The 26,280-nt window shown below is 73.0% G+C and carries 20 protein-coding genes; 6 read left to right on the top strand and 14 right to left on the bottom strand.

From position 1 onward, the window contains the following. The first annotated feature begins 956 nt into the window (after positions 1–956). From E6U81_RS08490 to meaB, 4 genes are read left to right on the top strand one after another with little or no spacing between them, the layout of a single operon-like run. Positions 957–2,198, top strand: coding sequence for an ROK family protein (locus E6U81_RS08490; RefSeq protein ID WP_136229612.1), 1,242 nt, complete (start codon positions 957–959; stop codon positions 2,196–2,198). Continuing rightward, positions 2,182–4,047, top strand: a complete 1,866-nt coding sequence (gene mutA, locus E6U81_RS08485) for a methylmalonyl-CoA mutase small subunit (RefSeq protein WP_136229471.1) — start codon at positions 2,182–2,184, stop codon at positions 4,045–4,047. Before E6U81_RS08490 ends, mutA begins: the two co-directional genes overlap by 17 nt. Further along, positions 4,044–6,227: a methylmalonyl-CoA mutase gene (gene scpA, locus E6U81_RS08480; protein WP_136229470.1), complete on the top strand. Its 2,184-nt coding sequence runs from the start codon at positions 4,044–4,046 to the stop codon at positions 6,225–6,227. Before mutA ends, scpA begins: the two co-directional genes overlap by 4 nt. A gap of 10 nt (positions 6,228–6,237) precedes the next feature. Beyond that, complete coding sequence (gene meaB / locus E6U81_RS08475) at positions 6,238–7,227, top strand: methylmalonyl Co-A mutase-associated GTPase MeaB (RefSeq protein ID WP_136229469.1); 990 nt, start codon at positions 6,238–6,240, stop codon at positions 7,225–7,227. A gap of 41 nt (positions 7,228–7,268) precedes the next feature. Here meaB and E6U81_RS08470 read toward each other — a convergent pair whose 3' ends face one another. Beyond that, the gene (locus E6U81_RS08470; protein ID WP_136229468.1) at positions 7,269–10,592 is read right to left on the bottom strand and encodes an NACHT domain-containing protein; all 3,324 of its coding nucleotides are present in this window, start codon (positions 10,590–10,592) and stop codon (positions 7,269–7,271) included. A 64-nt stretch (positions 10,593–10,656) separates the two neighbouring features. Continuing rightward, positions 10,657–11,658, bottom strand: coding sequence for an asparaginase (locus tag E6U81_RS08465; protein WP_136229467.1), 1,002 nt, complete (start codon positions 11,656–11,658; stop codon positions 10,657–10,659). A gap of 122 nt (positions 11,659–11,780) precedes the next feature. Between E6U81_RS08465 and E6U81_RS08460 the strand changes: the two genes are divergently transcribed. Beyond that, positions 11,781–12,233, top strand: a complete 453-nt coding sequence (locus tag E6U81_RS08460) for an Lrp/AsnC family transcriptional regulator (protein WP_136229466.1) — start codon at positions 11,781–11,783, stop codon at positions 12,231–12,233. Positions 12,234–12,314: 81 nt separating this feature from the next. Here E6U81_RS08460 and E6U81_RS08455 read toward each other — a convergent pair whose 3' ends face one another. The 9 genes from E6U81_RS08455 to E6U81_RS08415 all read right to left on the bottom strand — a co-directional run bounded on the left by E6U81_RS08455 (position 12,315) and on the right by E6U81_RS08415 (position 21,746). Then, positions 12,315–14,564: an MMPL family transporter gene (locus tag E6U81_RS08455; RefSeq protein WP_136229465.1), complete on the bottom strand. Its 2,250-nt coding sequence runs from the start codon at positions 14,562–14,564 to the stop codon at positions 12,315–12,317. Between the two features lie 514 nt (positions 14,565–15,078). Then, positions 15,079–15,876: an ABC transporter permease gene (locus tag E6U81_RS08450; RefSeq protein ID WP_136229464.1), complete on the bottom strand. Its 798-nt coding sequence runs from the start codon at positions 15,874–15,876 to the stop codon at positions 15,079–15,081. Then, positions 15,873–16,886, bottom strand: coding sequence for an ATP-binding cassette domain-containing protein (locus E6U81_RS08445; RefSeq protein ID WP_136229463.1), 1,014 nt, complete (start codon positions 16,884–16,886; stop codon positions 15,873–15,875). The genes E6U81_RS08450 and E6U81_RS08445 overlap by 4 nt, the downstream gene beginning before the upstream one ends. A gap of 45 nt (positions 16,887–16,931) precedes the next feature. Beyond that, entirely contained in the window at positions 16,932–17,780 is an 849-nt protein-coding gene (locus tag E6U81_RS08440; protein ID WP_136229462.1) for a DUF4097 family beta strand repeat-containing protein, read from the bottom strand. 292 nt (positions 17,781–18,072) lie between these two features. Then, on the bottom strand, positions 18,073–18,609 hold the full coding sequence (locus E6U81_RS08435; RefSeq protein WP_136229461.1) for a toxin-antitoxin system HicB family antitoxin: 537 nt from the start codon (positions 18,607–18,609) through the stop codon (positions 18,073–18,075). A gap of 415 nt (positions 18,610–19,024) precedes the next feature. After that, the gene (gene ddaH / locus E6U81_RS08430) at positions 19,025–19,858 is read right to left on the bottom strand and encodes a dimethylargininase (RefSeq protein WP_206309879.1); all 834 of its coding nucleotides are present in this window, start codon (positions 19,856–19,858) and stop codon (positions 19,025–19,027) included. A gap of 104 nt (positions 19,859–19,962) precedes the next feature. Then, on the bottom strand, positions 19,963–20,463 hold the full coding sequence (locus E6U81_RS08425) for a hypothetical protein (RefSeq protein ID WP_136229459.1): 501 nt from the start codon (positions 20,461–20,463) through the stop codon (positions 19,963–19,965). Positions 20,464–20,538: 75 nt separating this feature from the next. Further along, positions 20,539–21,015, bottom strand: a complete 477-nt coding sequence (locus E6U81_RS08420) for a nuclear transport factor 2 family protein (RefSeq protein WP_136229458.1) — start codon at positions 21,013–21,015, stop codon at positions 20,539–20,541. Then, positions 21,012–21,746 carry an SDR family oxidoreductase gene (locus E6U81_RS08415; RefSeq protein WP_136229457.1) on the bottom strand — a complete coding sequence of 245 codons (735 nt, stop codon included), beginning with the start codon at positions 21,744–21,746 and terminating at the stop codon, positions 21,012–21,014. The genes E6U81_RS08420 and E6U81_RS08415 overlap by 4 nt, the downstream gene beginning before the upstream one ends. Before the next feature lie 143 nt (positions 21,747–21,889). On the opposite strand from E6U81_RS08415, the gene E6U81_RS08410 reads away from it, so the two are divergent. Further along, positions 21,890–22,702: a helix-turn-helix transcriptional regulator gene (locus tag E6U81_RS08410; RefSeq protein WP_136229456.1), complete on the top strand. Its 813-nt coding sequence runs from the start codon at positions 21,890–21,892 to the stop codon at positions 22,700–22,702. A 239-nt stretch (positions 22,703–22,941) separates the two neighbouring features. Here the strand turns inward: E6U81_RS08410 and E6U81_RS08405 are convergent, their stop codons facing one another. The 3 genes from E6U81_RS08405 to E6U81_RS08395 form a co-directional block, all read right to left on the bottom strand. Further along, positions 22,942–24,495, bottom strand: coding sequence for a flotillin family protein (locus E6U81_RS08405; RefSeq protein ID WP_136229455.1), 1,554 nt, complete (start codon positions 24,493–24,495; stop codon positions 22,942–22,944). 67 nt (positions 24,496–24,562) lie between these two features. Further along, a complete protein-coding gene (locus E6U81_RS08400) occupies positions 24,563–25,072 on the bottom strand; it encodes a hypothetical protein (protein WP_136229454.1) in 510 nt (169 codons plus the stop codon). Positions 25,073–25,246: 174 nt separating this feature from the next. Beyond that, entirely contained in the window at positions 25,247–26,263 is a 1,017-nt protein-coding gene (locus E6U81_RS08395; RefSeq protein ID WP_136229611.1) for a helix-turn-helix domain-containing protein, read from the bottom strand. Positions 26,264–26,280 lie beyond the last annotated feature (17 nt).

The following is a 26,280-nucleotide window of genomic DNA, read 5'->3' as shown; positions in this document are numbered from 1 at the left end:
GAAATGGAGCTAGGAGGATCGGACGAGCGGTTGCGCTGCGCTGAGCTGTGCGGATACGGCTTCGTGCGGGTGCGGGTGCCGGTACGAGTGCGGGCCGCGTCGCGGGGCGGGCGTCGGACCGAGGTCGCGGAGGGCCCCCGGTCGGGCGGACCGGTGGTCTGCGGGCCGCCGCCCCGGGCTGGTGGCCCGGCCGGCCCCGCGGCGCGCTGACCGCAGGACCGGCCCGTCTGCGGGCCCGGACCACCTGCTTGCGGACCACCCGCCATGGGTCCGGCGGAGCGGCCCGGCGGCCGGGGCGGTCGAGGGTCCACGGATCTCGGAGCTGCGGTCCGCAGTCCCGACCGGCCGTCGGCGCGGGCCGTACGGCCTGCGGACCACGGGTGCGGGTCCGCCGGACCGGTGGCCTGCGGGCCGGCCCGGCCGGACCGGCCGGACCGGCCGGACCGGCTCGCGCGGGCCGCGGGCCGTCGGCCCGGTCGGCCGCCGGTGGCGCGGTACGCGCCGCGGACGGGCCGGGGCGGTGGGATCAGGGGCGACAGGGGGCCGGACAGCGGCCCGGACACTGGCCCGGCGCGGTGCAGGGGCCGGGGGTGCGGAGCCGCGGGGCGAGGCGTTCGTTCGCGGACATGTCCCGGAGCGTGTCAGCGCCTCAGACCCGGGTCAACCCCCGTCCGCAGCCACCGGGCGCACTCTTCACCGGCCCCCGGGTTCGCCCCGTACACCCCCTATGACCTGCCCGTTTCCCCGTGTTCTGGCCCACTCCCCACCCCACCGCGACGGCCGAAAACCGTGGCCGGATTTCACGGTGCCGCAATGCGGCCGCCACGCGTTCGCCGGGATCCGCCCCCGACCGAGCCCCGGGCGGGCGGGGCGCCGTCTCCCCCGCCGTCTCCCCCGCAGGGGAACCGGCATCATCGGGGGACACACCCCGCCCCCGAGGAGACCGCGTGACGCGTATGGCCGGTGACAGCCGGACGGCCGCCAATGCCGCCACCGTGCTGCGGACGGTGCTGGACCACGGCCCGGTCGCGCGCAGCGCGATCGCCCCGCTCTGCGGTCTGAGCCCCGCCGCCGTGTCCCGGCAGGCCACCGGGCTGCTCCGGGGCGGGCTGCTGCGCGAGCTGCCCGGGCCCGGCGGCGGGGTGGGCCGACCGCGGATCCCCCTGGACCTGCACACCGGGGCGGTCGGCGGGCCGGTCGCCGCCGGGCTGCACATCGGCGTGCCGGCCTCCACCTTCAGCCTCGTCGACCTGCGGGGCCGGCTGCTGGCCCGTCGGGCCTTCCCCCACGAGGGGCGGGACCCGGCCGGGCTGTCCGGCGAGATCACCGCCCAACTGGGCCGGTTCCTCGCCGCGTTCGACTCGGGGCGACCGCTGCTCGGGGTCGGAGCGGCCCTGGGCGGCTGGGTCAGGCCCGACGAGGGCGTCGTCGTGCGCCACCCCGTGCTGCGGTGGCGGCGCAAGCCGCTCGCCGCCGAGCTGTCCGGCGCACTCGGGCTGCCGGTGCGGATCGACAACCACGCCCGGGCCGTCGCACGGGCGGAGATCCTCTTCGGCCGTCCCGAGGCCCGCCGGAGCCTGGTGCACCTGTTCATCGGCAACGTCGTCGACGCCGCCTTCGGGATCGAGGGTGCCGTGCACCAGGGTCCCGGCTCCGCCGCCGGGGACGTGGCGCACCTGCCGGTGCCCGGGGCGACCGTGCCGTGCGCGTGCGGGCGTACGGGCTGCCTGCAGGCGACGGCCTCCGACACGGCGCTGGGCGCCGAGGCGGTGCGCCGCGGCATCGTGCCCGACCCTTCCGTCCCGCTGCTGGTGGACGCGGCGGCGACCGGGGACCCGCGCGCCGACCGACTGCTGCGCGAGCGGGCCCGCGCGGTGGGCCGTGCGGCGTCCCTTCTGTTGGATGTCTTCAATCCGGCGGTCATGGTCGTGACCGAGCTGGCGAGCGTCCTGCACGAGGGTTACCTGGAGGAGCTGCGGGCCGCCGCGCTGGAGCTCTCGCACGTCTGCGACGACCCCGAACGGATCGTGGTCCCGCACGCGGGTCCGGCCGTGCTGCCGGAGGCCGCCGCAACCGTGCTGCTCAGCCGGGTGTTCCAGGACCCTCTCGGTACCCTCCGAGAGGGGGAGATCACACCCGTCGGTATGGTGCCACCTGAGCGCGCTCCCCTACATTCGAGCCATGACGGTCCTGCCTGACGACGGGCTCTCCCTGGCCGCCGAGTTCCCTGACGCGACGCATGAGCAGTGGCAGCGCCTTGTAGAAGGCGTACTGCGCAAGTCGGGCAAGGAAGTCTCCGGCGAGGCCGCAGAAGATGCGCTGTCCACCAAACTCGAGGACGGGCTCACCACCCGCCCGCTGTACACCGCGCCGTCCGACGGGACGGTGCCCGACACCGGTTTTCCCGGCTTCGCCCCCTTCGTCCGCGGAGGCAGGCCGGAAGGCACCACCGCGAACGGCTGGGACGTGCGCCAGCGCCTCGCCGGCACCGACCCGCAGCGCCTGAACGGGGCGGCCCTCGCCGACCTGGAGAACGGGGTCACGTCCCTCTGGCTCACCGTGGGCAGCGGCGGCATCCCGGTCGACGGTCTCGCCCGGGCCCTGGACGGGGTCTACCTGGACCTCGCCCCGATCGCCCTGGACGCCGGCGCCGACTACGCCGGTGCGGCCCGCGCCCTGCTGGACCTGTACGCCGAGCGCTCGGTGGCTCCGGAGGCCGTGCGGGCCTCCCTGGGCGCCGACCCGCTGGGCCACGAGGCCCGCACCGGCGAGGCGCTGGACGAGGCCGCCGCCGTCGAGCTGGCCCGGGAGGCCGCCGCCGGTCTGCCGGGGGTGCGCGCCCTGACCGTGGACGCCCTGCCGTACCACGAGGCCGGCGGCAGCGCCGCCGAGGAGCTGGGGCTCTCGCTGGCCACCGGAGTCGCCTACCTGCGCGCCCTCTCCGCAGGTGGGCTGGGCGTCGAAGCCGCGCTCGGCCAGATCGAGTTCCGGTACGCCGCGACCGCGGACCAGTTCCTCACCATCGCCAAGTTCCGCGCCGCGCGCCGGCTGTGGGCCCGGATCGCCGAGGCCTCGGGGGCCCCGGAGTCCGGTGCCCAACTGCAGCACGCCGTCACCTCGCCGGTGATGATGACCCGCCGCGACCCGTGGGTGAACATGCTGCGCACCACCGTGGCCTGCATGGCCGCGGGCGTCGGCGGTGCCGACTCGGTCACCGTGCTCCCCTTCGACAACGAGCTGGGCCTGCCGGACGCGTTCGCGCGCCGCATCGCCCGCAACACCTCCACGATCCTGCTGGAGGAGTCGCACCTGGCCCGGGTGATCGACCCGGCCGGCGGCTCGTACTACGTCGAGCGCCTCACCGACGAACTCGCCCACGCAGCATGGGAGTTCTTCCGGACACTGGAGAAGGCCGGCGGCATGGCCGCGGCCCTGCGCTCCGGCCTGGTCGCCGAGCGGCTCGCCGCCACCTGGGCGGAGCGTTCCAAGAAGCTGGCCAAGCGCCGCGAACCGATCACCGGCGTCAGCGAGTTCCCGCTGCTCTCGGAGAAGCCGGTCGTCCGCGAGCCGGCGCCCGCCGCCCCCACGGGCGGACTGCCGCGCGTGCGGCGCGACGAGGCGTACGAGGCCCTGCGCGCCCGCAGCGACGCGCACCTGGCGGCGACGGGTGCCCGGCCGAGGATCTTCCTGGCCGCGCTGGGCCCGGCGGCCGCGCACACCGCACGCGCCACCTTCGCCTCGAACCTGTTCCAGGCGGGCGGCGTCGAGCCCGTGCACGACCCGGTGTCGGTGGACCCGGAGTCGGCGGGTGCGGCCTACGCCGCGAGCGGCGCCGACGGCATGGCCGTGCTCTGCTCCAGCGACGCCCTGTACGAGGAGCAGGCCGAGGCGGTGGCCGGGGCGCTGCGCGCCGCGGGGGCCACGACGGTCTTCCTCGCCGGGCGGCCGGGCACCGCTGAGGCTTCCGTGGACGAGTACGTCTTCGCCGGCTGTGACGCCGTCGCCGTGCTGTCCTCCGTACTCGACCGGATGGGAGTGCCCGCATGAGCATCCCCGATTTCTCCGAGCTGGCGCTCGGTCCCACCGCCGCCGGGGTCTCGGAGGAGCAGTGGCGCTCCTCGGTGAAGGAGTCCACCGGCACCGCAGCCGCCGACCTGCTGTGGGAGACGCCCGAGGGCATCGGCGTCAAGCCGCTCTACACCGGGCGGGACGTGGAGGGCCTGGACTTCCTGCGGACGTACCCGGGCGTGGCCCCGTACCTGCGCGGCCCGTACCCGACGATGTACGTCAACCAGCCCTGGACGATCCGGCAGTACGCCGGCTTCTCCACGGCCGAGGAGTCGAACGCCTTCTACCGGCGCAACCTGGCGTCCGGCCAGAAGGGCCTGTCGGTGGCCTTCGACCTGCCGACGCACCGCGGCTACGACAGCGACCACCCGCGCGTGACGGGCGACGTCGGCATGGCGGGCGTGGCGATCGACTCGATCTACGACATGCGGCAGCTGTTCGACGGGATCCCGCTGGACAAGATGTCGGTGTCGATGACGATGAACGGCGCGGTGCTGCCGGTCCTCGCGCTCTACATCGTGGCGGCGGAGGAGCAGGGCGTCTCCCCCGACAAGCTGGCCGGGACCATCCAGAACGACATCCTCAAGGAGTTCATGGTCCGCAACACCTACATCTATCCGCCCAAGCCCTCGATGCGGATCATCTCCGACATCTTCGCGTTCACCTCGCAGAAGATGCCGCGGTACAACTCGATCTCCATCTCCGGCTACCACATCCAGGAGGCCGGGGCCACGGCCGACCTGGAGCTGGCGTACACCCTCGCGGACGGCGTGGAGTACCTGCGGGCCGGGCAGGCGGTGGGGCTGGACGTGGACGCCTTCGCGCCGCGCCTGTCGTTCTTCTGGGCGATCGGCATGAACTTCTTCATGGAGGTCGCGAAGCTGCGCGCGGCCCGCCTGCTGTGGGCGCGCCTGGTCAAGCAGTTCGACCCGAAGAACGCCAAGTCGCTGTCGCTGCGCACGCATTCGCAGACCTCGGGCTGGTCGCTCACCGCGCAGGACGTCTTCAACAACGTGACGCGCACCTGCATCGAGGCGATGGCGGCGACCCAGGGCCACACCCAGTCGCTGCACACCAACGCCCTCGACGAGGCGCTCGCGCTGCCGACGGACTTCTCGGCGCGCATCGCCCGCAACACCCAGCTGCTGCTGCAGCAGGAGTCGGGGACCTGCCGGTCGATCGACCCGTGGGGCGGCAGCGCGTACGTCGAGAAGCTGACGTACGACCTGGCGCGGCGGGCCTGGCAGCACATCGAGGAGGTCGAGGCGGCCGGCGGCATGGCGCAGGCCATCGACGCGGGCATCCCGAAGCTGCGCGTGGAGGAGGCCGCGGCCCGTACGCAGGCCCGCATCGACTCGGGCCGGCAGCCGGTGATCGGCGTCAACAAGTACCGGGTGGAGAACGACGAGGCGATCGACGTCCTCAAGGTCGACAACTCCTCGGTGCGCAGCCAGCAGATCGCCAAGCTGCGGCGGCTGCGCGAGGAGCGCGACGAGGCGGTCACGCAGGACACGCTGCGGGCGCTGACGAACGCGGCGGAGCGCGGCGACGGCAACCTGCTGGCCCTGGCGGTGGACGCGGCGCGCGCCAAGGCGACCGTCGGTGAGATCTCGGACGCACTGGAGAAGGTGTACGGACGGCACGCGAGCCAGATCCGTACGATCGCGGGCGTGTACCGAAACGAAGCAGGCGAGTCCCCGTCGGTGGAGCGCACCCGGGCGCTGGTGGACCGGTTCGAGGAGGCGGAGGGACGTCGTCCGCGCATCCTGGTCGCCAAGATGGGCCAGGACGGCCACGACCGCGGCCAGAAGGTGATCGCGACGGCGTTCGCCGACCTGGGCTTCGACGTGGACGTCGGCCCGCTGTTCCAGACCCCGGCGGAGGTGGCCCGCCAGGCCGTCGAGGCGGACGTCCACGTGGTGGGCGTGTCGTCGCTGGCGGCCGGCCACCTGACCCTCGTACCGGCGCTGCGCGAGCAGCTGGCGGAGGAGGGCCGCGAGGACATCATGATCGTCGTGGGTGGAGTGATCCCGCCGGCCGATGTCCCGACGCTGCTGGAGATGGGCGCCACCGCGGTGTTCCCGCCCGGCACGGTGATCCCGGACGCGGCCCACGACCTGGTGACGCGGCTGGCCGCGGACCTGGGCCACGAGCTGTAGGCGGGCGCCGGTGCCGAAGATCGACATCGAGGCGTACGCGAAGGGGGTGCTCGACGGGAAGCGCGCGTTCATCGCGCGTGCGATCACCCTCGTCGAGTCCACTCTGCCCGCTCACCGGGCGCTCGCGCAGGGCCTGTTGACGGAGCTGCTGCCGCACTCGGGCCGGGCCCGCCGGATCGGCATCAGCGGTGTGCCGGGGGTGGGCAAGTCGACCTTCATCGACGCCTTCGGCACGATGCTGACGGGGCTCGGCCACCGGGTGGCGGTGCTCGCGGTGGACCCGTCGTCGACGCGGACGGGCGGCTCCATCCTGGGTGACAAGACCCGGATGGAGCGGCTGTCGGTGGACCCTGCGGCGTTCGTGCGGCCCTCGCCGTCGGCGGGCACGCTGGGCGGGGTCGCCAAGGCCACCCGCGAGTCGATGATCGTGATGGAGGCGGCGGGCTACGACGTGGTCCTCGTCGAGACGGTCGGCGTGGGCCAGTCGGAGACCACGGTGGCGGGGATGGTCGACTCCTTCCTCCTGCTCTCCCTGGCCCGTACGGGCGACCAGTTGCAGGGCATCAAGAAGGGCGTCCTGGAGCTGGCCGACGTCTTGGCGGTGAACAAGGCGGACGGCCCGCACGAGCGCGACGCGAAGGCGGCGGCCCGGGAACTGTCGGGAGCGCTGCGCCTGATGCACCCGGTGGACGCGGCCTGGACACCGCCGGTCCTGACGTGCAGCGCCCGGGAGTCGACGGGCCTGGACGAGGTGTGGAGCCGCCTGGAGCAGCACCGGACCCTGCTGGACGCGGGCGGCCGGCTGGCGGCGAAGCGGGCGGCGCAGCAGGTGGAGTGGACCTGGTCGATGGTCCGCGACGAACTGCTGGAGCGGCTCCGTGCGAACCCGGCCGTACGGGAGCTCGCGCCGGACCTGGAGGCCGCGGTCCGGGCGGGCTCGCTCACCCCGACCTCGGCGGCGGACCGCATCCTGGCGGCGTTCGGTAGCCCGGGGCGCTGACGGACGACGGACCGGGCGGCACCCCTTCGGGCGCCGCCCGGTCACGTGAAGTACAGCCGTACCGAAGGCGGCAGCAGCTCCGCTCCGCGGACCCGGTCACGGCTCGCGGGGATCTGGATCTCCTTCAGGCCGGGGAGTCCGCCCAGTGGTCCGATGTCGATGCCGGTGTCGCCTTCCGCCGTGAACTTCCCCGGGAAGCGGCACTCGCCGAGCCCGGGGAACGCCAGCGGCAGCCGCCGGATCACCATCCGCAGCACCTTCTCCCCGCACGTGCCGTCCAGGGTGAGGCTGTTGACGCCCGGGAGCGTCATGCCCGCCGGCATGGCTCCGACCGAGGCGGCGGACACCCTGAGGCCGGCAAGGTGGTGCAGGGCCCGGATCTCCTGCCAGTCGGCGGCCGAGGCCGGACTGGACTCGGCGTTGAGCACGAGGCGCACGAGGCCCGGGAGCGAGCCGAGCCCGTCGAGTCCGTGCGCGGGGCTCGTTTCGCCGCGTACCAGCAGTCCCTGGAGCGGGGCGCTCGTGGGCAGCTCGCGGGGGGACCAGCTCAGACCGGCGGGGCCGTCGACGGTGAGCGCCTCCAGGTGGCCAAGCTGTGCGACGGCGCGCAGGTCGAGGTCCGGCCGGGACGTCGCGATGTTCAGTCGCCGGATCGGCAGGCCGCCGATCGCGGAGAGGTCCGCCAGGTCGGGGCAGCCGTCGATCTCGAGCGTGTGCAGGGCGGACTGCCCCCGCAGGCATTCCAGACCGGACACGGTGGATTCGCTCGCGAAGGTGATCGCCTGCAGGCCGTGCCGGCCGAGGTAGGCCGCCAGGGCCCCGGAGGATACGCCGCTCCTGACGATCAGGCCCTCCGGCCGGACGGCGAGCCGTTCCAGCTGGTCCAGCTGGTCGTCGGAGCGGACGGTGTAGTGCAGACCTGCCGGGTCGAGGTGTGCGACGACCTCGTCGGCGTACTCGGCGCTGTCGAAGCGCGGCCAGGCCAGGAGGAGTTCGGAGCGTACCGGCGGCCACGGGTGGGCCACGAACTGCGCGAGGTAGGACACGGCGGAGTCCGATCCGACCCGGGAGGCCGCGATCACCACGTGGTACGCGTCCATGTCGTCCAGCTTCTCCGGACCGGGGAGCAGGCTCAGGACGAGCGGGCCGACCTTCGCCAGGGCGCGGGCCTCCTCCGCGTTCGCCGGGGGGATGAGGGTGGCGGTGCGTGCTTCGACGGCCGCGCGTACCTCGGGGTCGAGGGTGGTGGCGTGTTCGAGGCAGGCGGCGGCGAGCAGGTAGATGCGGGCACGGGTGCGCTGGTCGGTGGAGTTCTCGCCGCGGGCGAGGAGGTCGCGGATGATGGCGACGCGCTCGGCAGGGCGGGCGAGGGCGACGGCCATCCGGATGACGTCCTCCCACTGGTCGTCGTCGGCGTGGCTGGTGAGGAGACCGAAGTCGCTCTCCTCGACCGCGGCCCGCGCGCCGAGGAAGTCCTGGAAGGTGCGGTGGACGAACTCCACCGTGGCGGAAGCCGGTGCCCGCAGGAGTCCGCTGCGCTGGAGGAAGTACTCGAAGACGACGGGCGCCCCGCCCAGGGCGGCCGCCTCCCGCACCGCGGGCAGGGCGCGGGCGATGATCTCCTCCGCGCGGGAACGGTCCATCTCCGTGCGGCCGTTCTTGATCAGCCAGTACGCGAGGCGTTGCAGCAGGTCGAGTTGCGGCTCCTCCCGCAGGTCCGGGACCGCCATGTCGCGTTCCCGGTCGCGGCGGCTCAGCAGCATGGAGAGGGCCGCTTCGTAGAGGTCCTTGCGGCCGTGCGGGAGGTAGCCGCTGCGGTCGCGGTGGAGGGCGCAGATCAGGCCGCACATCAGCGGGTTGGTGGCCAGGCGTCCGAGGTCGGGCTTGGTGCGGACGGCGGTGAGGAGCTGGCTCTCGTACGTGCGGAGTTTCGCGTCCGTGTCCCCGCCCTCGCGGGCGGCGGTGTGCCACCGCCTGATGAAGGTGGCGACCTCCGCCCGGCCCATGGCGGACAGGGTCAGCTCGGTGAAGCCCTCGTCGGCGAGCCAGTCCGCGCCGACGGCGGAGGGGCGGGAGGTGACGAGCCAGCGGTTGTCCCCGCCGTAGGTGTCCATGAGGTCCCGCAGCCAGCCGCGGGCGCGTTCGCGTTCCGCGTCGGGAATCTCGTCGATGCCGTCGACGAGGACGAGGCCGCGGCCCGTCGCCAGGATGCGGTGGGCCCATCCGGCGGGCTGCTCGGCCCCCAGCGGGCAGCCGGAGGCGGCGAGGAAGTCGGCGGGCGCGGGGAGCCGTTCGCCGTGCCGGGTGAGGGTGCGCAGCGGCAGGACGAAGGGGATGCGGTCGTCCAGGTACTCGGTCTGCGGGGTGAGGTCCTGCCGGGCGGCGGTGACGGCCAGCCACTGCACGAGCGTGGTCTTGCCGGATCCGGCTTCGCCGCGGAGCAGCACCCGGGGGCTCCCGGCCAGGGCCTGGTCGGCGGGTCGCGGCTCCAGCGCCGCCCGCAGCCCCCGCGTCACCGTGCGCATGAGCACCGGATCCGGCGCATCGAGCCCGTCCAGGAAGGCGTTCGTGCGGGTTGCCGCACCGGCCGCGGCGGCAGCTGCCGCCGAGGTGCCCCGGGGCTCCGCATGGCGCTCGGTCCGTAACCGCTGCCCGTGCAGCGATGTCGCTTCCAGGCTCAGGTACGCCGTGTCCAGGGGCCACCGTGCCGGGGAGTTGATGAGGTCGACGCCGTAGATGGTCAGTTTGCTGTGCTTGTTCTCCACGTACGGCAGGTACTGCTGCTCGAACGCGGTGTCCTCGGCGCCGGGCAGGGGGGCGCGGCGGATCAGTTCGTCGACCTTGGCGGTCAGTTCGGCGAGGCGGCGGGTCTGCTGGACCAGTGCGTGCGCGACGAACGTCGAGCGCCCCGTGAAGAACTGCAGGACGTGCACGCAGGCGGCCTCGACGAGCCGCTCGTAGAAGTAGGTGGCGTCGGCGCTCAGGTGCTTCTCCGGCCGGCCGGCGGCCCTGCGCAGCTCGCGGGCGAAGTCCGCCGAGCCGAGCCCGACGGCGTCCAGGTCGGTCATCGTGAGGTCGCCGAGGGCGTACAGGGTGGATGCGAGGGCGTCGATGACCGCCAGCTCCTCGTCCCGGAGGACGGGACGTTCACCCGTGCGGAGCGCCTGCTTCACCAGTTTGGCGGCGAGGTCGTGGAGCTCGGCGTCCGTGAGCGTGCGCTTCTCGCCCGTGAAGGACACGTAGCCCGAGATGCGGATCGGTTTGTCGACGAGGCCGGCGCCGCCGCCCTCGCTGACGAACAGCCTCTTGACGAGGGGGCCGACGGCCGCCGAGGCCAGTCGGATGCCGATGGTGCCGGGCTCCATGCAACCCCCCGCAGCGTAGCGACCGTTGACGGGAGCCTAACGGTCGCGTACGCCGCCCGGGGTGTTATGCCTCGACGAGTACCGGGCCCTCCGGGGTCAGGGAGTCGCGCAGGATGCGGGCCTGTTCCGCGGTGTCGTCGGTGGCGAGCAGGGCGGAGAGGACCGCGATGCGGGCCTGGCCGGCGCGGAGGGTGCCGGTGGGGACGGCGCCGGCGGCGACGAGGTCCACCGCGCCGCCGTGCGTGTAGATCTCGGTGACCGGCCCGGCCATGACCCGGGTGGTCAGGGCGACCAGCACCCCGCGCGCCACGGCGGCCCGGACCGCTTCGGCGATCTCCGGGGTGGCGTTGCCCGCGCCGGTCCCGATGAGGACGATGCCGCGGGCGCCGGCCTCGACGGAGGCGTTCAGCAGGACCGGGTCGGCGTCGGCGTGGTGCATCACCATGTCCACGCGCGGCGGGAGTTCGGGCATCGCGGGCAGGGGGAGGGCGGCCGGGCGCTGGGGGGTGCGCAGGACGGTGACCTTGCCGAAGCCGATCTTCCCGAGCAGTTCCTTGGAGGGGTCCGCGAACGCGTCCAGGTCCACGGCCTGTGTCTTCACGGTGCCGCGGGCGGCGTGCACGCGTCCGGCGAAGGCGATCAGGACGCCGAGCCCGCGGGTGGTGGCGGCGGTGAGCAGTGCGTCGTACAGGTTGCCCGGCCCGTCGCCGTCGGCGGTGCCCATGGGCCGCTGCGAGCCGGTGAAGACCACGGGGCGCGGGTCGTGGTGGTGGAGGTCGACGAGGAATGCCGACTCCTCCAGGGTGTCGGTGCCGTGGGTGACGACGATTCCGTCGACGCCGGGGTCGGCGAGCACCTCGTGCACGGTGCGCAGGAGGGTGAGCTGGTGGGCCGTGGTGAGCCGGGGGCTGTTGACGCTGAACAGGTCGACGACCTCGACGGTCATGCCCTCGGGCAGGGGCGCCGTGGCGATGACCTCGTTGCCGTCGGCGTCCGCCGCGAAGCCGGAGCCCTGCCAGCGGCTGGCTATCGTGCCGCCGGTGCTGATGACGACGATCCGTCCCATGCTGCCTGGCCACCCTTCACTCGCACATATGCACTCAAAGCAGCAATGATAGAGCGATCTACGCGCAATATGCTTGCGTCTTCCGCCGGTATGGCCGAGAAGCCGTGGGTGATAATTGCGCCATGGACGCCATTGACCGCGCTATCTTGCGCGAGCTCCAGGCCGACGGGCGGCTCAGCAACCAGGAGCTCGCCCAGCGAGTGGGGCTGACCCCGTCGCCCTGCATGCGCCGGGTGCGCCAGCTGGAGCAGGACGGGGTGATCCAGGGCTATCGGGCCGTGATCGACCCCGAGGCGGTGGAGCGCGGGTTCGAGGTGCTCGTCTCGGTGGAGGTGCGCCGCGACCGCGAGGCGGTCGAGGCCTTCGAGGCCGCCCTCCAGGACATCCCGGACGTCATCGAGGCCTACCGCCTCTTCGGGAGCCCCGGCTGCCTGCTGCGGATCGCCGTCGCCGACCTGCGCGCGTACGAGCGGCTGTGGATCGAGAAGCTGACCGCGCTCACCGGCATCACCGAGGTCAACTCGCAGATCATCATGAAGCGCATCAAGGAGCCGACCGGCCTGCCGGTCACCTGAGCGGGGCGGACGGACGGCAGCGCCCGTACCAGGCGGCTTCGTTGCCGTCGGGTACGGGCGCTGCCGGCCTGCGGCGGGGCGTCAGCGCAGGGCGCCGGCCTCCTGCTCGCGGCGCTGCCGGGCGGGCACGGCGGGAGCGCTGCGGCTCAGCTTCGCGCCCTCGACGTCCATGTCGGGCAGCACCCGGTCGAGCCGGCGGGGCAGCCACCAGGCGGTGCGGCCCAATAGGGCGAACAGGGCGGGCACGAGGGCCATGCGGACCACGAAGGCGTCGAAGAGGACGGCGATGGCGAGGCTGAAGCCGACCATCTTGACGAAGACGTTGTCCTCCATGATGAAGCCGGAGAAGACGCTGACCATGATGACCGCGGCGGCGCCGACCACCCGGCCGCCGTAGCGGAATCCGGTGATCACCGCGTCCTTGGGCCGCGCCCCGTGGACGTACGCCTCCCGCATCCGGGTCACGAGGAAGACCTCGTAGTCCATCGCGAGGCCGAACACCACACCGATCATGAAGATCGGCAGCGTGCTCATGATCGGGCCGGGGTGTTCGACGCCGAAGAACTCCCCGAGCCAGCCCCACTGGAAGACGGCCACGACCGCGCCGAGGGCCGCGCTCACGGAGAGCAGGAAGCCGAGGGCCGCCTTGAGCGGGACGAGCAGCGAGCGGAAGACCAGGACCAGCAGGAGGAAAGCGAGTCCGACGACCAGCCCCAGGTAGGGCAGCATCGCGTCGTCGAGGGTCCGGGAGAAGTCGATGAACAGCGCGGTCTGGCCGGTCACGAGGATCTCGGCGCCGCCGTCCGCTGCCCCGAGCGTGCCCGCGGCGCCGCGGATGTGGCCGACGAGTTCCTCGGTCGCGGTCTCGGTGGGTCCGGTCTTCGGGATGACGGTGAGGACCGCGGTGTCGCCCTTGTCGTTGGGCGTGGCGGGGGTGACCGTGGCGACGCCCTCGATCCTGGCGAGCTCCTTGCCCACGCCGGCCGCGGCGGTCGCCGCGTCCTTGGCCTGGACGGTGACCGTCAGCGGCCCGTTGAACCCGGCCCCGAAGGACTCGGACAGCATGTCGTAGGCCTTGCGCTGGGTGGTCTCCGGCGCCATGGTGCCCTCGCCGGGCAGGCCGAGCTGGAGGCTCGCGACCGGCACCGCGACGGCGCCGAGGCCGACGACGCCGAAGAGGAGGACGACGAGCGGGCGGCGGACGACGAACCGCGCCCAGCGGGTGCCCAGGTTCGGCTTGTGCCCCTTGGCGGCGCGCCGGTCGGCCTTGCGCTGCTGGCGCTCTGTGAGGGGCTTGCCGCTGTACTGCTTGCGGTCGCGGCGGGGCATGACCTTGACCGGTGCGAAGCCGAGGAGGGCCGGGACGAAGGTGACGGCGATGAGGACCGAGACGGCGACCGTGCCGGCGGCGGCGAGGCCCATCTTGGTGAGCATCGGGATGTTCACCACGGTGAGGCCGGCGAGGGCGACGATGACGGTGAGGCCGGCGAAGACGACAGCGGAGCCGGCCGTGCCGACGGCCCGGCCCGCGGCGTCCTGGCGCTCACGGCCTTCGGCCGTCTCGGAGCGGTAGCGGGAGACGATGAAGAGGGCGTAGTCGATGCCGACGGCGAGGCCGATCATCAGCGCGAGGGTGGACGTGGTGCCGGACAGGCCGAGAGTGCTGCCGAGGGCGGTGATGGCCGCGCCGCCGATGGCGACGCCGAGGACGGCCGTGAGCAGGGGCATGCCGGCGGCGATCATCGAGCCGAAGGTGAGGACCAGGACGATGGCGGAGACGAGGATGCCGAGGCCCTCGGCGCCGCCGCCCGGCGCTCCGTCGATCTTGACGGCGTCGCCGCCGGCCTCGACCACGAGACCGGTGGCCCGGGCGTCCGCGAGCACCTTGTCGAGGCCGGCGTGGGCCTCGTCGGTCAGCTTGAGCGCGGTCGGCCTGTAGGTGGCGACAGCGTAGGCCGTGGTGCCGTCCCGGCTGATGGCGTTCGTCTTGAAGGGGTCGGACGCGGAGACCACGTCCGGGGCCTTGGCGAGGGCCCCGACGAGGGTCTCGACCTTGGCTTTCTGCGCGGGGTCGGCGAGCTTCTCGCCGCCGGGCGTACGGACCACCACGCGGGCGGTGGCACCGTCCACGCTCATGGCCGGGAACTTCTCCTTCAGCAGGTCGAAGGCCTTCTGGGACTCCGTACCCGGCATCGAGAACGTATCGGCGGGCGGAGCCGGCGCGGCAGAGGCCGCGAAACCGACGCCGACCAGGACGGCGACCCACAACAGCGCGACCAGACCGCGCCGCCGAAAGGCGAATCGTCCCACTTTGTAAAGGAAGGTGGCCATAGCGAAAGGAACTCCTGTGTGAGTCGATGGCGCGAGCGGGGTGGCTCCGTCGAAGGCCGTGAAGACGGGATCAGGGGATGCGCCGCCCGGACGGGATCGGCGCCGCTTCCGTGATGCCATGATGGCACACTTATGGTGCCACTGTCTCGCCGAATCTGAGCCAGGCAGCGGAAGAGGCCGAAAGGAGCTGGCAGCTTGACCGCCGCACGAGGCGCCCGGCGCGGGCACACCGCCCCCGCCGGCGTGGGCGGCCGGGGCCGCGGCCGGCCCGAATTCCGGTCAAAGACCGGCTTCGACAGCAGGGTTGGTACCAGCCACAGCCCACCCCGACACCCGGGCGGACGCAGTGGCACCGACCGGGGCCATACGGCGCCATGCGGCGTCACCATGATGCCAAACATGGCCGGCGGATGGCCGGGGCGCGGTCGGCCGGGGCGCGGCGAACGCGAACGGGGCTGCCCGGCCTTCCGGCCGGGCAGCCCCGTTCGCGTTGCGGTGTGTGCGCAGGACCGCGCTAGATCTTCGCCTCGCGCTTGAAGGCCGAGCGGGCCCACAGGAAGCCGAGGAGACTGAGGACGACTCCCCAACCCAGCGCCAGCCATGCGCTGTTGCCGATCTCCGTACCCATGAGCAGGCCGCGGAGCGTGTCGGTCATCGGGGTGAAGGGCTGGTACTCGGCGAACCAGCGCAGGCCGACCGGCATGGACTCCGGCGGGACGATCGCGCTGCCGAGGAAGGGCAGGAAGGTCAGCGGCATGGGGGCGTTGCTCGCCGCCTCGACGCTGCTGGAGCCCAGGCCGATGGCCGCGGACAGCCAGCTGAGGCCGAAGGCGAGGAGGGCGAGCATGCCGAGGGCGGCCAGCCACTCGCCGAAGGTGGCGTTGGGGCGGAAGCCCACCAGAAGGGCGACACCGATGACCAGGACCAGGCTGATCATGGTCTGGATGACGTTGCCGACGACGTGCCCGGTCAGCACGGAGGACTTCGAGATCGACATGGTCCGGAAGCGGTTGATGATGCCCTCGGTCATGTCCGTGCAGACGGAGACGGCGGTCGAGACGGCTCCGGCGGTGGCGGCCATCAGGAGGATGCCGGGGGCGACGAAGTCGGTGTAGTCACCCCGGTCCCCCTCGCCGCCGCCCGGCAGTTCGATGCCGGCGCCCAGCGCGCCGCCGAAGACGTAGACGAACAGCAGGAGCATCAGGATCGGCATCGCGACGATCGAGATCGTCATCGAGGGGTAGCGCTGCGCGTGCTTGAGGTTGCGGCGCAGCATCGTCATCGAGTCGCGCATCGCATACGCGGTGCTCATCGGCGGGCCTCCTGTGCCGGGTCGGCCGGGCCGGGAACGGTCGTCGCGTGGTGGCGCGAGCCGTCGCCGGTGAGGGTGAGGAAGACGTCGTCCAGGTCGGGCGTGTGGACGGTGAGCGCGTCCGCGTCGACTCCGGCGCTCTCCAGCAGGTCGAGTACGGAGCGCAGCGCCGGAATGCTGCCGTCGCTGGGGATCTGGAGGGTGAGCCTCTCCTCGTCGCGGGCGCCGGGGCCGAGGGCGAGCCGGCGGGCGGCGGCGTCGAGGCTGGGCACGTCGGAGAACTGGAGGCGGATGTGGCCGCCGGGGATGCGGCGCTTGAGCTCGTCCGCGGTGCCCTCGGCGACGATCCTGCCCTGGTCGAGGACGGCGATCCGGTCGGCGAGCCGGTCGGCCTCCTCCAGGTACTGCGTGGTGAGGAAGATGGTCACGCCCTGGGCGGTGAGCTGCTGGATCAGGTGCCACATGGTGCGGCGGCTGCGGGGGTCGAGGCCGGTGGTCGGCTCGTCGAGGAAGATCAGGTCGGGGTTGCCGACGAGGGTCATCGCCAGGTCCAGCTTGCGGCGCATGCCCCCGGAGAAGGTGGAGGCCATCTTGCCGGCGACCTCGGTGAGTTCGAACTGCCGGAGTAGGTCGGCGGTGCGGCGCCTGCCCTCGGCGCGGTCGAGGTGGTGCAGGTCCGCCATGAGGAGCATGTTCTCCTCGGCGGTCAGCAGCCCGTCGACCGCCGCGAACTGGCCGGTGACACCGATCCTGGCACGAATGGCGTCCGCGCTGCGCTGCAGCGAGTGCCCCGCGACGGTCGCCTCGCCGCCGTCGGCGGAGATGAGCGTCGAGAGGATCTGGACGGTGGTGGTCTTCCCCGCGCCGTTCGGACCGAGGAGCGCGAAGATCGTGCCCGCCTGCACGTGCAGGTCGATCCCGTCGAGTACGCGCTTCTCGCCGTACGACTTGCGCAGGCCGACTGCGCTGATCCCCCGGGGCGGGGCCTTCTGCTCGGTCGCGGCACTCATCGTGCCCCCTCCCTTTCGTAGCTGTTGCGAGACAGAGCTCTGACCTCAGGCGCCGTGCGCACGCTGGATGGTGATGTCGCCGAGGCTGGTCCTCGCGTGCACCTTGACGGTCTCCGCGCCCTCGGTGGGGCCTTCGGCGGCTCCGAGGGTGCTGTAGACCGTTCCGGCCTGGGAGTTGATGTCGAGCCAGGCGGCAGTCCCCTGGCGGATCCCCACTTCGAGGTTGCCGGCTTTGGTCTGGAGCTCGACGGTGCCCCGCGCCACTTCCTCGATGCGTACGTGGCCGTTCGAGCTCTTCGACGACACGGACCCCTGCACCCGGCCGACGGTGATGTTCCCGTTGGCGACCTTCAGTCGCAGATTGCCCGCCACGTCGTCCAGCCACGTGTTGCCGTTGGAGTTCTTGATGTCGGCGTCGCCGCCGACGGTGCGGATCCTGACCTCGCCGGAGCCGGTGGTGACGTCCACGTCGCCCGCGGCCGTGTCGAGCCGGATGTCGCCGTGCTGGGTCTTGAGCTTCGCCGGGCCGCTCTGGTCGAGGCGGATGCTGCCGGCGCTGGTGCGGACCTCGCACTCGCCCAGCGTTCCCTTGCAGGTGATGTCGCCCATCTCCAGCGTGCCGACGAGACGCGAGCCCCGGGGCAGGGCGACGTCGACCGTGACCGAGCCGCGGGCGCTGAACAGGCCGCGCGCCCTCGGGGTACAGATCGTCAGGAGCCCGTCGGCGAAGTCGACCTTCGTCTCCTCGGCGACGCGCTGGTCGTCCTTGTCCCCGGCGGTGCGCGGGTGGATCTCGACGACCGTGTCGGTGCGGTCCGTGGCGCTGATCCGGGCGACTCCGACCTCGACGTGGATGGTCGCGGTGATGGGTCCCTCGGTCTCGTAAGAAGGCATGGCTGTCCCGTCCTCGTGGGTCTGGTGGCCGCCCCCGCTCCGGGGACGTGAAGATGGCGCGGGAGTGGTCGGCCCCCGTACTCCGGTGTCCTGTCCGGCGCCGCCCCCTGCGGCGCCGGGTCGCGGCCCTGGGTCGTCTCTTTCGGATCTTGTCGGTCGGGCCCGCGTCGTCCGGCGCCGTGGCCGGCAAGGCGGAGGGGCGCCCGTGTACTGGACGTACTCGGGCGCCTCGACAACGCGGCCGGGTGCGGTGCCGGGCGGCGCGGGCCCGGCAAGATCCGGAAGAGACGGCCTAGCTCACCCAGCCGGTGAAGCTCCGCCTGCCGCTGCCGCGCCGCGGTGCCTGGGCCTCGGCCGGCGGCCGTCCGCCGCCGGTCTCCAGGGCGCCCGAAACCGCCCTGACGAGCCAGGCGTTGAGGGAGAGCCCCTCGCGCGCCGCCGCCTGCTCGGCACGCGTCTTGACGTGGCCTGGGAGCCGGAGGTTGATGCGTGCGGTGCTGCTGTCCTCCCCTTCCGGCGCGAGCGGTACGGCGGGCAGGGCGGCGGGGGCCTCGTCGAAGCCGCCGGTCTCGAAGGGCTCTTCCCTCGGCGGGGCGGTCACGACGAACTCGGGCTCGAGCCCGCGCAGCCGTACGTCGACCGAGCCGGGAGCGAGCTCCCGGGTGACCTCGCCCATGGCGTCCGACAGGGCGTTGAGGAGGGTGAGCCTGGCTGCCGACTCCAGCGGGGCGGTGATGCGCTCGGCGAGAGCGCGGGCTTCTTCGCCGCCCGCTTCGGCGGCCACCGCGAGCTCGCGCCGAAGATTTGCGACATAGGGGCTGAGGTCCATGCCCTCAGCATGACACACACATGGCGCCATGGCGAGCCAATTTGGCGCCACATTCGCTGGCACTCAAGAAAGCCCAGGTCAAAGCGTGTGCCACTCATGAGCCAAGCTGAGCCACATGGCACCACGCCGGCTCAGGCCCTCCGGATCGGCCGCTCGGGGCCGGCCCCTCGGGATCGGACCCGCGGGATCCACCCTCGGGATCGGCGCCCGTGGCGCCGCCGCGGGAGTCGCGAATTCCACGGAGGCGCCCATTTGAATTATCCGGAGAGGCGCATAAGAATTCACGGCACCCCCATATACGACCGCGGGGTCGTCCTGTCGACAGGACGACCCCGCGGCGGTCCACGGAGAATTGCGGCACTGCGGAAATACCCGTACGAACCATGGGCGCGGGCGGCGGATCGGGCCGGCCGCGTCAGTCGGCGGCTGGCGCCCGACGCAGTTCCAACGTGCAGCACTTGGCGCTGCCGCCGGCCTTGAGCAGTTCGGACAGGTCGACACCGATCGGCTCGAACCCGCGCTCGGCGAGCTGCGCCGCCAGCCCCCGCGCCTGCTCGGGCAGCACCACGTGCAGGCCGTCGGACACGGCGTTCAGCCCGAACGCCACCGCGTCGGCCTCCTCGGCCAGCACCGCGTCGGGGAACCGGTCGGCGAGCACCTCGCGGCTCTCCGGGGAGAAGGCCGCCGGGTAGTACATGACCTCGTCGCGGTCGAGGACCGAGAGCGCGGTGTCGAGGTGGTAGAAACGCGGGTCGACCAGCGTCAGCCCGAGGACCTGCCGCCCGAAGAACTCCTGCGCCTCCTGCTGCGAGCGCGGGTCGCTGCGGAACCCGCTGCCCGCCAGGAGGGTGTCGCCGACGAGCAGGAAGTCGCCCTCGCCCTCGTTCACGTACTCCGCCTGCCGGACCTCGCCCCACCCCCGCTCCGCGAACCAGTCCAGGTACGCCGGGGACTCGCCGGCCCGGTAGTCGTGCCGGAAGCGGGCGACCAGCACCCGCCCGTCCAGCACGGTGGCCCCGTTGGCCGCGAACACCATGTCCGGCAGGTCGGGCACCGGCTCGATGAGGTCGATCCGGTGCCCGAGCTCGACGAACAGGTCGTGCAGCCGCTTCCACTGGGAAAGGCTGGTTTCCGTCACCGTGGGCTTCATCGGATCCATCCACGGATTGATCGAATACCGTACGTCGAAGTAATGCGGACGACACATCAGATAATGCCGCGGCCTTGCCGTTCGCCCTGATTGGCTCATGGTTTCCCTCGATGCGGAGTCGGTTCACGGATACCTCGAGCCACGATATCCAGGCCGCCGCCACACTCAATAGGAGCGGGTGAACAGGTGGCCAATTTCCGGTTTCAGGGCATGGCCTCCAGCAGGGCGTCCAGGGTGAGCTTCCACGCCGGCTCGGCGCCGGTCCCGAACGCCGCGGCGAGCGCGTACCCGACGGCGGCGTCGTACCCCTCCGGCTGCCGGTCCCCCCACTCGGCGGCCACCCGCCCGTCCCCGGTCGAGACGAACACCCCGAGTTCCACGCCGCCGCGCGACAGCCGGCTGCCGTCGAGCGAGACGGGAACGAACCGGTGGTCGCCGACGTCGACCCGGTAGGACGTGCGGGTCAGGAACCCCTTGGAGGGCCGCAGCTCCACCTCCGAGCCGCCGACGCGCATCGTCAGGTGCTCGGGGTCCCGGGTCCCGATCGGCACATGGCTCTCCGCCGCCGCGTCGCCCGTACGCCTCATCTCGACCCGCGGAACACCTTCGCCGTGCACGACGAGGGTGCCCGCACCATGGTCGAGTTCGACGGTGACCGTCCCGAACAGCGGGTCGTCGGCGGGCGGGTACGAGTACGACTGCATCAAAGGGTCCCTGTTCTCTCGTGCTGGGGAAACCATTGTCGGGCCCGCGCGAGCCACAAGATCGACACGCCCGGCCTACCGGAAGGCCTCCGGGCCGGAGTCCTCCCCCGCGGTCCACCGGACGCCGAGCCGCTGGCGGGTCAGGCGCCAGCCGCCGTCGCCGCTCCTGCGGAACTCCCAGTCGTACGGGCCTCCCATGGAGTACGGCGCGGACCTCGTCGCCTCGCCCGTGACGGCGACGAACCACATGTAGCCGATGCCGGTCGCCCGGTCCCCGTCCACCTCGAAGTGCGTGTTGAGGATGTGGTGCTGCATGCTCGGGAAGGGCGCCTCGGCCTCCTCCACCTTCGCCCGGATCGCCTCCCTGCCGCGTATCTCGCCCCACGGCCCGAACTCCAGCACCGCGTCCTCGGCCCAGCACGCGATCCAGGTACGCCAGTCCTTGCGGTCCAGCGCCCGCCACCCCCGGACCAGCAGCCCGCGCAGTGCTTCCTTGTCCTCCAGCACCCGCAGCCGCCGGACCAGGCCTCCGCAGTCGCCCGGGGCGGTCATCGGGCGCTCGCGACAGGCCGCACGACGAGCTCGTTGACATCGACCTCCGGCGGCTGGGACACCGCGTACGCAATGGCGTCCGCGACGGCGGAGGCCGGCAGCGCCACCGCTCGGTAGGCCTTCATGGCCTCCCTCGCCGCAGGATCGCAGATGCCGTCGGCGAGTTCGGACTCGGTCACCCCCGGGGAGACCAGGGTGACCCGGACGCCCCCGCCGGACTCCTGCCGCAGCCCTTCGGAGATCGCCCGTACGGCGAACTTGGTGGCGCAGTACACGGCCGCGGTGGGCGAGACCTCATAGGCGCCCACGGAGGCGATGTTCACGATGTGCCCGGTGCCCTGGGCGCGCATCACGGGCAGCGCGGCGGCGATCCCGTACAGCACTCCCCGTACGTTCACGTCGATCATCCGGTCCCACTCCTCGACCTCCAGCGCGTCCAGTGGCGACAGCGGCATCACCCCGGCGTTGTTGACCACCACGTCCACCCGCCCGTACCGCTCGCCCGCCGCGGCCACGAAGCCGCGTACGTCCCCGGCGTCCGTCACGTCCAGCCGCCGGAACGCCGCCGTCCCGCCCGCCGCGCCGATCTCCTCGCTCAGCGCCTCCAGCCGCTCGACACGCCGCGCCCCGAGGAACACGCGGTGCCCGTCGGCGGCGAGCCGCCGGGCGGCCGCCTCCCCGATCCCGCTGCTCGCTCCGGTGACTGCCACGACCTTGGGTTCGTTGCTCATGCCTGCCCTACTCCTCGACCACGGGTGCAGGTCCGTCCTGCCCGGCCGAGTCTTCGCGAGCCGAAGAGGGCCGACCAGGACGCGAGTTGCCCGGGTGCGGCACACCCAGGCACGGCCCACCCCCGGCGGCCTAACCTGTGGCCATGACCACGACCACGACGGACCGGGCCCTCGGAGAGTTCCTCCACGCGCGCAGGGCGGCCCTGCGGCCGCAGGACATCGGCATGGCGAGCCACGGCGTGCGCAGGGTCGCCGGCCTGCGCCGCGAGGAGGTCGCCGTCCTGGCCGACGTCAACGTGGACTACTACGCCCGCCTGGAGCAGGGCCGCGAGCGCCACCCCTCCCCGCAGGTCCTCGACGCGCTCGCCCGCGCCCTGCGGCTGCACCCCGACGCCCACGCCCACCTGCACCGCCTGGCCGGCTCGCCGCCGGCCGACCGCCCGCCCACCGACCTGGTCGAACCGGCCCTGCGCCGACTCCTCGACGGCTTCCCCGGCTCGCCGGCGTTCGTCGTCAACGCCGCCCTGGACGTCCTGGCGGCCAACGACTGCGCCCGGGCCCTGCATGCGCCGTTCGCCCCGGCGGACAACCTGGCCCGCATGGTCTTCCTCGATCCGGCGGGCCGCCGCTTCTACGCGGACTGGGCCGCCACGTCCCGGGCCACGGCCGGCCACCTCCGCGAGGCCTGCGGCATCACCCCGGACGACCCCCGCCTGCGCGACCTCGTCCGTACCCTCACCGCGCACAGCCCCGACTTCGCCCGCCTGTGGACCACCCACGACGTCCTGGCCAAGACCCGGGACGCGAAGCACCTCCACCACCCGGTGGCCGGCCCCCTGACCCTGACCTACCAGTCCTTCGACGTCCGCGCCGCCCCGGGCCAGCAGCTCATCGTCTACGAGGCCGCCCCCGGCACCCCGACGGCCGAAGCCCTCACCCTGCTCGGCGCCTCCTAGGTCGTCTCTTTCGGATCTTGTCGGTCGGGCCCGCGTCGTCCGGTGCCGTGGCCGGCAAGGCGGAGGGGCGCCCGTGTACCGGACGTACTCGGGCGCTCCGACAACGCGGCCGGGTGCGGTGCCGGGCGGCGCGGGCCCGGCAAGATCCGGAAGAGACGGCCTAGCGACTCCGGGTCCGAACGTCGCCGCCGCGGCCGTACCGGAGGTCCGGTACGGCCGCGGCAGCCGGTCCGTAGTGGTCAGTCGGTGATGGGGATCGCGCCGTTCACGGTGACCGGGACCGTTCCCGCCTCGCGCGCCGTCCCCGTCTCGCCCGCCTTCCCGGCCTTGTCCGCGGCCAGGCTGCGGAGCATCGCTCCGAGGTCGATCCCGGTGGCGGAGCCCAGCAGCTCGACCCCCTGGGCCACGTTGTCCGTGACCGTGCGGGAAAGCTTGGAAGCGCCGTCGGTGGAGATCACGGTCATCCTGTCGATCGCGCCCAGCGGTTCGGCGGCCTTGGCGACGATCTGCGGCAGGGCCTCCACCATCATCTGGAGCATGGCCGCCTCCCCGTACTTCTCGAAGGCGTCGGCCCGCTTCTCCATCGCGTCGGCCTCGGCCGCGCCCCTGGCGGCGATGGCGGCAGCCTCGGCGTCGCCCTCCAGGCGGACGGCGTCGGCGATGGCGGCGCGGCGCGCCCGCTCGGCCTCGCCGCGCTTGGCGCCTTCGATGGCCTCCGCCTCCGCCAGCGCCTGGCGGCGCTGCTTCTCGCCCTGACCGGTCAGGCGGGCGCGCTCCGCCTCCGCCTCGGCGGCCGCGATCCCGGCCAGGCGCTCGCCCTCCGCCTGCTTGACCCGGGCGGTGCGCTGGGCCTCCGCCTGCTGTTCGGCCTCGTACCGCCTGGCGTCGGCGGGCTTGCGTACCTGCGTGTCGAGCTGACGGTCGGTCAGCGCGGCCTGCCGCTCGGCCACCTTCTCCTGCTCGGTGAGGATCTGCTGCTGCCGGTCGGCGTCGGCGAGCGGACCGGCCGCGCTCGCCCGGGCCGCGGCCGCGTCGGTCTCGGCCTTGATCTCCGCCTGGCGCAGGTAGAGCGTGCGCTGCGCGAGCGCGATCTCCTCCTCCGCCTTCAGCCGGGCCTGTTCCGCGGCCCGCCGGGCGTTGGCCTCCGCGATGTCGGCCTCCTGCCGGGCCCGGGCGGCCTCGGGACGGCCCAGGTCCTCCAGGTAGGAGCCCTCGGTGGTGATGTCCTGGATCTGGAAGGCGTCCAGGACCAAGCCCTGCCCGGAGAGGCTGGCCTCCGCCTCCTCCGCGACCTGTCCGGCGAACGCGGCCCGGTCGCGGATGACGTCCTCCACCGACATCCGGCCGACGATCGCCCGCAGCGCGCCGGAGAGCACTTCCTGGGTGAAGCCGACGATCCCGTCCTGCTGGCGCAGGAAGCGCTGGGCGGCGGCCCTGATGGCGTCCTCGGTCCCGCCGACCTTGACGATGGCCACCCCTTCGAGGTTGGCCTTGATGCCGCGCAGGGTGACCGCGCCCCGCACCGCGACGGGGATGTGCCGGCTGGACAGGTCCAGGCTGTACCGCTGCTGGACGAAGGGGACGACGAACACGCCGCCGCCGACAACGACCTTCTGGCCGCTGTTGTCGGTGAAGACCTGCCCGGTGGCCGGGTCGGTGGACCGCTTCCCGCGGCGGCCCGTGATGATGAACGCCTCGCTGGGACCGGCGACCTTGTACCGGGTGACGACGACGAGGGCCAGCAGGACCAGGAGTACGACGATCCCGATGGCTGCTGCGGCGACTGGACTCATGATGGTTCCCCCCTGCCTCCACGAAGGGGCAGATCGGTGATGGGCACGAAGCGGATGAAGCGATGCGTCAGCGCTCGATGGCGCGGACGGCGACCGAGGTGTCCGACGGGGTCGCCGTCACCCAGATCTCGGCCCCGCGCTCCACCGGGGCGTCGGCGGTCGCGGCGTACTTGACCGGCTGCCCGGCCAGCGACAGCAGCACCTCGCCGTAGCCGCCGTGCGGAATGGCGGTGACCACGCGACCGGCGACGCCGACCAGGTCCGCCCGCTGCGGGGCACGCCCGCTGCCGTCACGGAGCAGGGCCCGGCCCAGGCGGTACGTCGCCCAGGCCGCTGCCGCTCCCGCCACGGCCCCCGCGGCAGCCGCCGCTCCGGGCCCGAGTCCCGTGGACCCGAGCACGATCGCCCCCGTGAAACCGAGCATCGATACGAAGCCCGCGACCACCGGAAGCGACAGCCACCCGTCGAACAGTCCGCCCAGAGCGCCGTGGAACACTCCCTCCAGCACTCCGTCGAACACCAGCGCGGTGGCCAGCACCACGATCCCGCCCATGCCGAGCCCCAGAAACCAGCCCATCGGACACCTCCCCCGTCTGGCCACCGTTTCCGCCGGACACCGACAGATTGCCCGGCAACCACACGGACGCACATTGCCTGCCGTCGGCAATCTTTACGCGTCTTTGACGCACGCCGCGGTGCGCTGCGCCGGACGCCGGACCTGCCGGACGCCGGACCTGTCGGACGCCGGGTCTCAGCTTGAGGAGCCGTCGGGCCAGCCGAGGAGGCGCGCCCCGATCGCCGCGGTCTGCAGGGTGTAGCGGTGCCGCGGGTCGGCCGGGTCGTGCCGGGTGAGGACGTGGATGCGCTGGAGGCGGTACGTCAGCGCCCGCACGCTGAGGGACAGCAGCCGGGCAGCCTCGGTGGCCACGCAGCCGGTGTCGAAGTAGGCGTGGAGGGTGTCGAGCAGCGGCCCCGCTCCGCCGCGCGCCTGGCACAGCGGGCCGAGCGTGCTCTCCACCAGGTCCTCCATGGCCTGTCGGTCGCGGCCCAGGACCGGATAGACCAGCAGGTCCGCCGCGTGCAGCACCGGGCCGTCCAGTGCCATCCGCCCGCCGAGGTCGAGGGCGCCCAGCGCCTCCTCGTAGCTGTGGACCACCCCGCCCGGTCCCGGATGGGGGCGGCCGATGCCGACCCGGCCGCCGTCGGTCGCCGCGTACGCCCGCTTGGCGAAGTAGGTGAGGACCTCCGGCTGGTCGCCGGAGGCCACGCAGACCAGCCGGCCCTGCTTGGTGGCCACCAGGATGTGCCGGTTCCCGAACCGTGCGAGCACCGCTTCCTCGATGCCCCGGGCGACGGGGTACCCGTCGCCATAGGGCTCCCGCCCCTCGGCGACGGCCACCGCGTGCGCCTGCGACAGCCGCAGCCCGAAGCGTGCGGCCCGCTCCGCCAGCTTGCCGAGATCGCTGCGCCCGTACAGGAGGTCGTCGATGAACTCCCGCCGCGCCGCCTCCTCCTGGCGCACGGCGTTGCTCTGCGCCCGTTCGTAGCCCTCGACGAAGGCGTCGACCGCCTGTTCCGCGACGGCGAACATGCGCACCGCGGCGGCCGGCGGCGACTGCGCCTGCGTCTCGTGCGACGCGGCGAGATGGGCCCGTATCAGGAGGCGCAGCCGGGCACCGGCCTCGGCCGCCCGTTCGCCCTCCCGCCGGCGGGCCTCCAGCTCGTCGCGCGTGAGACGGCGGCCCGTCGCACCCGCGTCGCCCAGCATCCGCCGGTAGTCCTCCA

The sequence above is a fragment of the Streptomyces sp. A0592 genome, assembly GCF_004795115.1.
Taxonomy (GTDB): domain Bacteria; phylum Actinomycetota; class Actinomycetes; order Streptomycetales; family Streptomycetaceae; genus Streptomyces; species Streptomyces erythrochromogenes.
Note: the sequence above shows the minus strand (reverse complement) of the source record. Positions and strands in the feature narration are given on the sequence as shown.

Bases quoted from the DNA above. Each gene is read 5' to 3' on its own strand.
- E6U81_RS08400 (WP_136229454.1), bottom strand. From the start codon at position 25,072: ATGGGCTGGTTTCTGGGGCTCGGCATGGGCGGGATCGTGGTGCTGGCC.
- scpA (WP_136229470.1), top strand. From the start codon at position 4,044: ATGAGCATCCCCGATTTCTCCGAGCTGGCGCTCGGTCCCACCGCCGCC.
- E6U81_RS08490 (WP_136229612.1), top strand. From the start codon at position 957: ATGGCCGGTGACAGCCGGACGGCCGCCAATGCCGCCACCGTGCTGCGG.
- E6U81_RS08415 (WP_136229457.1), bottom strand. From the start codon at position 21,746: ATGAGCAACGAACCCAAGGTCGTGGCAGTCACCGGAGCGAGCAGCGGG.
- E6U81_RS08455 (WP_136229465.1), bottom strand. From the start codon at position 14,564: ATGGCCACCTTCCTTTACAAAGTGGGACGATTCGCCTTTCGGCGGCGC.
- mutA (WP_136229471.1), top strand. From the start codon at position 2,182: ATGACGGTCCTGCCTGACGACGGGCTCTCCCTGGCCGCCGAGTTCCCT.
- E6U81_RS08445 (WP_136229463.1), bottom strand. From the start codon at position 16,886: ATGAGTGCCGCGACCGAGCAGAAGGCCCCGCCCCGGGGGATCAGCGCA.
- E6U81_RS08435 (WP_136229461.1), bottom strand. From the start codon at position 18,609: ATGGACCTCAGCCCCTATGTCGCAAATCTTCGGCGCGAGCTCGCGGTG.
- E6U81_RS08425 (WP_136229459.1), bottom strand. From the start codon at position 20,463: ATGCAGTCGTACTCGTACCCGCCCGCCGACGACCCGCTGTTCGGGACG.
- E6U81_RS08465 (WP_136229467.1), bottom strand. From the start codon at position 11,658: ATGGGACGGATCGTCGTCATCAGCACCGGCGGCACGATAGCCAGCCGC.
- E6U81_RS08460 (WP_136229466.1), top strand. From the start codon at position 11,781: ATGGACGCCATTGACCGCGCTATCTTGCGCGAGCTCCAGGCCGACGGG.
- E6U81_RS08450 (WP_136229464.1), bottom strand. From the start codon at position 15,876: ATGAGCACCGCGTATGCGATGCGCGACTCGATGACGATGCTGCGCCGC.
- E6U81_RS08440 (WP_136229462.1), bottom strand. From the start codon at position 17,780: ATGCCTTCTTACGAGACCGAGGGACCCATCACCGCGACCATCCACGTC.
- E6U81_RS08470 (WP_136229468.1), bottom strand. From the start codon at position 10,592: ATGGAGCCCGGCACCATCGGCATCCGACTGGCCTCGGCGGCCGTCGGC.
- ddaH (WP_206309879.1), bottom strand. From the start codon at position 19,858: ATGAGCCAATCAGGGCGAACGGCAAGGCCGCGGCATTATCTGATGTGT.
- E6U81_RS08410 (WP_136229456.1), top strand. From the start codon at position 21,890: ATGACCACGACCACGACGGACCGGGCCCTCGGAGAGTTCCTCCACGCG.
- E6U81_RS08405 (WP_136229455.1), bottom strand. From the start codon at position 24,495: ATGAGTCCAGTCGCCGCAGCAGCCATCGGGATCGTCGTACTCCTGGTC.
- E6U81_RS08395 (WP_136229611.1), bottom strand. From the start codon at position 26,263: ATGCTGGGCGACGCGGGTGCGACGGGCCGCCGTCTCACGCGCGACGAG.
- E6U81_RS08420 (WP_136229458.1), bottom strand. From the start codon at position 21,015: ATGACCGCCCCGGGCGACTGCGGAGGCCTGGTCCGGCGGCTGCGGGTG.